The sequence below is a fragment of the Phocaeicola coprophilus DSM 18228 = JCM 13818 genome, from assembly GCF_000157915.1.
In the GTDB taxonomy this organism is placed as follows: Bacteria; Bacteroidota; Bacteroidia; order Bacteroidales; family Bacteroidaceae; genus Phocaeicola; species Phocaeicola coprophilus.
Genome location: NZ_EQ973646.1, coordinates 162104 through 170712, shown reverse-complemented (window position 1 = coordinate 170712; position 8609 = coordinate 162104). Strand labels below are relative to the sequence as shown.

Annotated in this window: 7 protein-coding genes and 2 tRNA genes; 1 reads left to right on the top strand and 8 read right to left on the bottom strand. The window is 45.9% G+C overall.

The features are described 5' to 3' along the window. Positions 1 to 61 precede the first annotated feature (61 nt). From BACCOPRO_RS12715 to BACCOPRO_RS12680, 8 genes are all read right to left on the bottom strand, one after another. Positions 62 to 136 (bottom strand) — tRNA-Glu (locus tag BACCOPRO_RS12715). Between the two features lie 170 nt (positions 137 to 306). Then, a complete protein-coding gene (locus BACCOPRO_RS12710; RefSeq protein WP_008144288.1) occupies positions 307 to 1671 on the bottom strand; it encodes a TrpB-like pyridoxal phosphate-dependent enzyme in 1365 nt (454 codons plus the stop codon). A gap of 161 nt (positions 1672 to 1832) precedes the next feature. Continuing rightward, entirely contained in the window at positions 1833 to 2864 is a 1032-nt protein-coding gene (mltG, locus tag BACCOPRO_RS12705) for an endolytic transglycosylase MltG (RefSeq protein WP_008144286.1), read from the bottom strand. 90 nt (positions 2865 to 2954) lie between these two features. After that, the gene (rpmA, locus tag BACCOPRO_RS12700; RefSeq protein ID WP_008144285.1) at positions 2955 to 3215 is read right to left on the bottom strand and encodes a 50S ribosomal protein L27; all 261 of its coding nucleotides are present in this window, start codon (positions 3213 to 3215) and stop codon (positions 2955 to 2957) included. Between the two features lie 21 nt (positions 3216 to 3236). Beyond that, positions 3237 to 3554 carry a 50S ribosomal protein L21 gene (gene rplU / locus BACCOPRO_RS12695; protein ID WP_008144282.1) on the bottom strand — a complete coding sequence of 106 codons (318 nt, stop codon included), beginning with the start codon at positions 3552 to 3554 and terminating at the stop codon, positions 3237 to 3239. Between the two features lie 157 nt (positions 3555 to 3711). Continuing rightward, positions 3712 to 4356: an HAD-IA family hydrolase gene (locus BACCOPRO_RS12690; protein ID WP_008144281.1), complete on the bottom strand. Its 645-nt coding sequence runs from the start codon at positions 4354 to 4356 to the stop codon at positions 3712 to 3714. Positions 4357 to 4384: 28 nt separating this feature from the next. Then, entirely contained in the window at positions 4385 to 5593 is a 1209-nt protein-coding gene (locus BACCOPRO_RS12685; RefSeq protein WP_022277541.1) for an L-serine ammonia-lyase, read from the bottom strand. 83 nt (positions 5594 to 5676) lie between these two features. After that, positions 5677 to 8181, bottom strand: coding sequence for an endonuclease MutS2 (locus tag BACCOPRO_RS12680; protein WP_008144275.1), 2505 nt, complete (start codon positions 8179 to 8181; stop codon positions 5677 to 5679). 163 nt (positions 8182 to 8344) lie between these two features. Between BACCOPRO_RS12680 and BACCOPRO_RS12675 the strand changes: the two genes are divergently transcribed. Then, positions 8345 to 8429: transfer RNA gene (locus tag BACCOPRO_RS12675), tRNA-Ser, on the top strand. The last annotated feature ends 180 nt before the right edge of the window (positions 8430 to 8609 follow it).

Here is an 8609-nt window from a genome sequence, read left to right as displayed (position 1 = left end):
CGCAACTTCCGCGCTGGAAAAGGCAATAAAAAAAGTCACTTCCCATACAAGAAGTGACTTTTGGTAGCCCGTGGGGGAATCGAACCCCCCTTTCAAGAATGAAAATCTTGCGTCCTAACCGATAGACGAACGGGCCATCCTTTGCTTTGTGTTGAGGTGTTTCTCAATCACGGGTGCAAAGGTACGACTATTTTTTGAATCTGCAAGCATTTGGAGAACTTTTTTTATAAAAAAAATATCGGGAGTTCTTCAGAACTCCCGATAACACTCTTATTTACAATTAAATAAAAGATCAAATCATTTTCCTTACAAAAGCTCAATATCTTTCAGATTCTTCTCGATCTCTTCATCTTCCAAACTATAGTTCATCAAGTTTCCTGATAAATACTGATCATAAGCACTCATATCAATCAATCCATGTCCGGACAAATTGAACAAAATAACCTTTTCTTCTCCTGTTTCCTTGCATTTATTAGCCTCACGAATCGCCGCTGCTATGGCATGACATGATTCCGGAGCCGGAATAATACCTTCCGCCCGTGCGAACAAGCAACCGGCATCAAATGTTTCCAATTGAGGAATATCAACAGCCTCCATCAATTTATCTTTCAAAAGCTGAGATACGATAACCCCGGCACCATGATAACGGAGACCTCCTGCATGAATATTAGCAGGCGCAAAATTATGTCCCAGCGTAAACATCGGAAGCAATGGAGTATACCCGGCCTCATCTCCATAATCATAATGGAACTTACCACGGGTCAACTTAGGACATGAATTAGGTTCAGCGGCAACATAACGGGTTTGTTTACCTTCCAAGATAGTATGACGCATAAAAGGAAAACAGATACCGCCAAAGTTAGAACCACCACCGAAGCAACCTATCACTACATCCGGATATTCACCAGCCATTTCCATCTGCTTTTCTGCCTCCAGCCCAATGACTGTCTGATGAAGTGTTACATGACTCAAGACAGATCCTAAAGTATATTTACAATTGGGAGTTGTACGAGCTAGCTCAATAGCCTCAGAGATAGCCGTACCCAATGATCCCTGATGATTAGGAGTGCGTGTCAGAATATCCTTTCCAGCACGGGTTGACATAGAAGGTGAAGGAGTGACCTGTGCACCGAATGTCTGCATAATGCTCCGGCGATACGGTTTCTGCTCATAGCTGATCTTTACCTGATAAACCGCAGCCTCCAGTCCAAACACTTTGGCAGCATAGGAAAGGGCTGCACCCCATTGTCCGGCACCAGTTTCTGTCGTAACATTCGTAACACCCTCTTTTTTGCAATAATAAGCCTGTGCCAGGGCTGAATTCAATTTATGCGATCCGATCGGGCTGACACTTTCATTCTTAAAGTAAATATGAGCCGGAGTTCCCAAAGCCTCTTCCAGTCCATAAGCACGCACCAGCGGAGTACTACGATAATACTTATACATTTCACGCACTTCTTCCGGTATTTCGATCCAGGCATCTGTCTGATTCAATTCCTGCCGACACAACTCTTCAGCAAAGATCGGATACAGATCCTCAGGTTTCAGCGGTTCTTTTGTACGCGGATTCAATGGAGGCAAAGGTTTGTTTTTCATGTCTGCCTGAATATTATACCAGTATCTTGGTATCTCATCCTCGGGAAGGAGGAATCTCTTCTGCTTATTGCTCATAATTGCTTTCTAATTTAAAGTTTCGCCAAATTTATATAAAAGTATCCTAACAGACAACCTGTTGTTCAAATAAATCTGCTACAAACGACAAATTGTATCCAAATACAAGCAACGCACATACGAATGCACACTTCATAAACAATTAGAAGCCCAGACTGCATTTAGCGCATAATACCTGCACGGTTCAAAACCATCTGATAGCGCCGGGCATTTGCCTGATGCGCCGAAAGTGTTGAAGCAAAGTTATGCGTACCCGAGAAATCCTCCTTGGCACACATATACAAATAATCATGCTTCTGATAATTCAATACACTTTCCAGTCCGACAACGGAAGGTATCCGGATGGGACCGGGAGGCAGGCCGGCATATTTATAAGTATTATAGGGGCTATCTGTTTCCAGATGCTTATGCAGAATTCTTCTTAACCCAAAATCCTGCAGGCCAAACTTGACGGTCGGATCGGCCTGCAAAGGCATGCCTATCCGCAAGCGGTTCAAATAAAGCCCCGCAACTACCGGCTTCTCGGTATTATTGGCAGTTTCCTCTTCTACGATAGAAGCCAATGTTGCGACCTCTACCGGAGTAAGCCCAACTTCCTGTGCTTTCGCCACACGTTCTGCATTCCAGAACCGCTTGTATTCCTTCTGCATCCGTTTCATAAAATCCAAAGCCGTCATATTCCAATAAACCTCATAAGTATTGGGAATAAAAAAAGCAGGAAGAGTTTCGCGGGTAAATCCCAGCTCCTTCAAGTAAACTGTATCATCCAGTAACCTGGCTATTTGCGACGAATCAGCCATAATCTGCCGGGACACACTCCGCGCCAGCCTGTCAAGAGTACGCACACCGGGCAACACCAGCCTTACCGGAGTCTGATGTCCGCGCTCCAGACGGATAAAGACTTTATAAATATTTTCTGAAGGAATTATGCGATAAGCTCCTGTCCGGATATGCTCCTTATAACCATACACCGAGGACAGCAGGCGGAATCCTGTCAGAGAAGAAGCCTGAAGTTCTTTCTCCATCTTCACACATACAGAATCCATTGTATCATCGTTGTCTATATACAAAAAGGTCGGCCCGGAAATACGAAACGGACGGTCAAGAAGCAAGCTTGCCAGAGTACAACCGCCACCAATCATCAAAAGAATAAATACGCCGAGAGCTATAAACCATTTCTTATGCTTTTTCATACTATTTTTTCAGCTAATTAGTCAGATAAACAAAAAGAGCCATCCGAGTATAATTCGGACAGCTCTTTCCTTTTTCTTTTTCGAAACGGATTATGCTTCAGCAGGGATTACAGAAACATAGCTTCTGTCTTCACGACCTTTCTTGAAACATACAGTACCGTCTACCAATGCGTAAAGAGTGTGATCACTACCCATACCTACGTTTTCGCCCGGATTGTGAACTGTTCCTCTTTGACGAACAATAATGTTACCAGCCTTGCAAGCTGCACCACCGAATATCTTTACGCCTAATCTCTTACTAGCTGATTCACGGCCGTTCTTAGAACTACCTACACCTTTCTTATGTGCCATTTTCTTCTACGTTTTTAATGATTAAGCAATAACTTGTTTGATAGTCAATTCAGTAAACTGCTGACGATGACCGTTCAGTTTTCTGTAACCTTTTCTTCTCTTCTTGTGGAATACCAATACTTTATCACCTTTAACCAAGTGAGAAGCAACTTCGCATACCACTTTTGCACCTTCTACGGTAGGAGCACCTACAGTTACGTTACCGTTGTTGTCTACCAACAAAACTTTGTCAAATTCAACAGTTGCACCGTTTTCAGCATTCTGAATGTGGTGAACAAACAGTTTCTTGCCTTCTTCAGCTTTAAACTGCTGACCGTTAATTTCTACAATTACGTACATTTTTATTTTATATTAAACGGGTTTCTTCCGCAAGGTGGATCCACCAGGTGACCACTTTTCTACCTTCACGGACTCAAATCGGGTGCAAATTTAGAACTTTTTCCCGACACAACCAACAGATTTCAAGATATTTTTCTTCTTAAATGTATTTTTCTTCTCAATGATTCAGCAACGCCTTCAAATCGGCTACCACTTCAACATGAGGATAAGCTTCCAGTTCTTCACGGGAAGTCATACCGTGCAATACACCCAGAAAATCCACATGTCCCGCCTGGGCCGTTTCTGCATCCACGATACTGTCTCCTATATATAAGGTATCTTCCGCCTGAACATCCAACTTCTCCAAGGCCAGACACAATCCCTCAGGTGAAGGTTTGTGAGCAGTCACATCTTCTCCGCCTACCACAATATCCAGAATGCCCTCCGGAAGCTTCTGCCCCATCAGTTCCATAATCCGGTAGCGATACTTCGTAGAGATAATACCGATCTTTGCTCCCTGCTTCTTCAAAGCGAGCAATGTATCAGCCACTTCCGGAAACAAAAACGTATTTACAGTCATATACAGATCGGCTTCCTTCACATACTCCTTCCGGTAAGTTTCCAGCACAGAAGCATCCGTAACGCCAGTCAGAATAGAGAAAGAATCCTCCAGCGTCTTTCCGATCGTACGCTTGATGGTGAAATCCTCTATCCCTTTATACCCATGACGCTCCAGCACATTCCGGAAACATTTCACGATTCCCCGGGAAGAATCCGCAAGCGTATAGTCAAAATCAAACAGATAAGCTTTATATTGTTTCATTATTCAAATACTCAAAGTTTCATCCGAATTACTCCATCGGCTGGTAATTCTTGGCCAATCCCCCTTCACTGGTCTCCTTATACAAAGAAGGCAGGTCATGTCCGGTCTGCTTCATCACTTCCACTACTTTATCAAACGAAACCCGATGACGTCCGTCCGTAAATGCCGAATAGATATTTGCATCCAGCGCACGGGCAGCAGCATAAGCATTACGTTCAATACAAGGAATCTGCACCAATCCGCACACCGGATCACAGGTCATTCCCAGATGGTGCTCCAGTCCCATTTCAGCAGCATACTCAATCTGCGAAGGACTGCCTCCGAACAACTGGCTGGCAGCAGCCGAAGCCATTGAACAAGCAACTCCCACCTCTGCCTGGCAACCGGCTTCCGCACCGGAAATAGAAGCATTGTGTTTAACCACGTTTCCCACAAGTCCGGCCGTAGCCAGCGCTCTAAGAATACGCGCATCACTAAAATCCTTGCTCTGTTGCAGATGATACAATACGGCAGGAACCACTCCACATGCACCACATGTCGGAGCCGTTACGATCTTTCCACCTGAGGCATTTTCTTCACTGACCGCAAGCGCATAGGCAAAAACCAGACCACGGGACTGAAGATTATCCTTATAACCTTTGGCACGTATATAATAGGAAGAAGCTTTCCGGCGAAGGTTCAAAGGACCGGGCAACACCCCTTCGGCATCCAGACCACGCTTGATAGCCGCCTTCATGGTTTCCCATACTTCTGCCAGGAAATCCCAGATTTCTTTTCCCTCACACTGCTCCACATATTCCCAATAGCTTCGTCCAGTCTGTTCACACCAGTAAAGAATCTGACTCATGCTATTCATGTTATACACTTCCGGAGTGGAAAGACTGTCGTGACCTTCTTCAGCCAGAGCTCCTCCACCCACGCTGAACACGGTCCATTCGTCTGTCACCTTTCCCTTTTCATCAAGCGACTTGAACGTCATTCCGTTGGGATGGAAAGGAAAGAAAATATGCGGTTTCCAAAGAATCTCTACCGGAGCATGCGGCTGGATAGTATCCAGAATAGCGACATCTGTCATATGTCCTTTTCCCGTTGCAGCCAGACTTCCATAAAGCGTTACCTGAAAAGAAGCAGCCTCAGGATGTTTGGCCAGGAATTGTTCGGCAGCTTTGCGAGGGCCCATAGTATGGCTACTCGACGGACCGGTACCGATGCGGTATAATTCTCTGATAGATTTCATTGTCTTATAAATATATTAAGGTGTAAAAGCATGCAAATATACGACTTTGTTTTGTAAAAACCGGCAAAGCGGTTATTTTCTCATCACTTCAAATCAACTACGGTAATACCGGCCCCTCCGAACTGTACATGTTCATCCTTGAAGTCAGCAACTCCGGGAACTGTTGCCAGATATTGCCGGATCAGTGTACGAAGAATTCCGGAACCCGTTCCATGCAAAATCCGCACACGGCTCACGCCTACCAGTATCGCATCATCAATGAAATAAGTCACCGCCTGAACAGCCTCATCGCCCCGCATACCCCGGACATCAATATCCTGCTTGAAATTCAGTTTCTTTTCATACATCCGGTCTTGCGTTTCACTGCTTACAAAAGTGGCCTTGGCCATTGTATTTGTCTGCTTGGGAGCATCCGCCCGTTCCAGTCTGTCAGCTTTCACATTGGTTTTCATCAGTCCGAACATCACCACGGCATTCTTTCCGTTCAGTTCCATCACCTGCCCTACACTGGTCTGCCCCTTGATCCGTACATAATCTCCCGCACCAATCGGTTTGATTTTCACAACCGGCTGCACCGAGGGTTCATTTCCCTGTCTCTCCTTACGTTCCTTCCGGCGTTCCTGCTTCTCGCGCAGACGGTCCATCTTGCGGGCTATCTTCTCTTCCATAGCCGCCTTGTCCGCTTCTTCCACCTGACGTCGGAAATCCGCCAGATCCTGACGAACCTCACGGGTACGTTCCTTCTCGGCCTGTGCTTCCTTGATCGTACGGATGGTGTTTTCAATCCGGGCATTCGATTCCTCCAGCAAGCGGCCGGCATCTTCCTTCGCCTTCTTAAGAATCTCCTTCCGGCTTCGGTCCAGTTCCTCCAGTTCACGCTCATATCGGGCTATGGTTTCCTCCATCTGCTTCTCACGCCGGCGGATATTCTGGCGTTTGGTTTCCCAGTAACGCTTGTCACGCACAATATCCTGCAAATACTTGTCACTCTGAATATATTCGCTACCTACAATTTCTGAGGCATCGGCTATGACATCTTCCGGAAGACCGATCTTACGGGCAATCTCCACCGCAAACGAACTTCCGGGATTTCCTATCTGAAGCTGAAACAGGGCACGCATTTCATGACGGTCGTACAACATGGCTCCGTTGACCACTCCTTCATGGTCTTCGGCAAAATGTTTCAGGTTCTGATAATGGGTCGTAATGACTCCGAACGTTCCTTTCTGGTTAAAACGCTTCAGCACAGCTTCAGCTATTGCCCCGCCAATCTGAGGTTCCGTACCACCTCCAAACTCATCAATCAGAATCAGACTCTGCCCGTCGCAATACTTCATCATGTTCTTCATGTTGGTAAGATGCGATGAGTAAGTACTCAGGTCATCTTCGATGCTCTGCTCGTCACCGATATCAATGAATATATGACGGAACACACCGGCATGACTCCGTTCGTTCATGGAAACAGGCATACCGCATTGCAACATATATTGCAAAAGCCCCACCGTCTTCAGACAAACAGACTTACCTCCGGCATTCGGACCAGAAATCAGCAGAATGCGCTGTTCACGGGTCAGCTCGATATCAAGCGGAACCACTTTCTTTCCGTGCTTGGCCAAAGAAATCTGCAGGAGCGGATGAACGGCATCAAACCAGTCAACCACCTGCCGTTCTTCCAAAGACGGCTTTCCGCTTCCCGTTTCCATTCCCCACAAAGCCTTGGCACGAATAAAATCAACTTCGGCCAGGAACTCATACGACTGAAGCAAAGCCGGTACATGCGGGCGTACAACAGACGAGAAATCCGTCAGGATACGGATAATTTCCCTGCGTTCCTCACCCTCCAGTTCGCGGATGCGGTTGTTGGCTTCCACCACTTCTGCCGGTTCAATAAACACGGTCTTTCCGGTGGCCGACTCATCATGAACGATTCCCCGGATCTTTCTTTTCATACCGGGAGCCACCGGAATCACCAGTCGTCCGTCGCGCATGGTCGGCGTCACATCCTTCTCCACATACCCTTCCGCCTGAGCCGTACGAAGAATAGAATTCAGACTTCGGGAGATACTTCCTGTCGTAGCAGCCAGTTCACGGCGTATGCGAAGCAGTTCTGGAGAAGCATTATCCTTCACCTTGCCAAACTTGTCCAATATATCATTGATACGCGCAATCAGTATCGGGAAAACCATCACTTCGCCTGCCAGTTCATAAAGAGCCGGATAAGGCGAATGCGCCTCTTCGTCCTCCTCATCATCCGTCTGACGGAGAAAGCGTACCACGTCACGTATTGTTTCCAGAGAACGGCGCAAGTCAAACAATTCCGACTCATCCATGTAAAGCCCTTCCACACGAATCCGCTTCAAGGAAGGACGCACGTCAAAAAAATACTGGCTGGGAAAATCGTCCTCTCCCTGCAGGATACTGATAAACTCCATAACCTGCTCGAGCCGTCTGTCTATTTCGCGGTAATCATCCGAAAACGCCATTTCATCTACTCGTTCCATACCCAGCGTACTGAGACATTTGCCTTTCACCAGTTGCCGGATCTGGTCGAACCCTATTTTCTGTTCAAAGTTCTGAGGATATATCATGTTTTTTCCTAAAAAATCAATTCATTTTACGTGTACAAAGGTACGACATTGAGGGCATATTGAAAAAAAATAAGCAAAAAAGACTCCAAAAATTTGCAGATTCCAAAATAATGCGTACCTTTGCATCGCCTTTGAGAAACAAGGCACTCTCAAAAAGAGTTTTGGAGAGGTGGCAGAGTGGTCGATTGCGGCGGTCTTGAAAACCGTTGTGCTGCGAGGCACCCGGGGTTCGAATCCCTGTCTCTCCGCAATAAACTTTGAAAATCAAAGATTTACAAAACAAACACCCAATTTTACACCCTAAAATGTAAAGTTGGGTGTTTTTATATAATTAAATCAAATATATGGGGTATAATGGAAATAACAGAAGGCTCAGGTCGAGTGTTATAAAGAAATCATGGATCAACGTAAAAATCTGAGGGATTCTC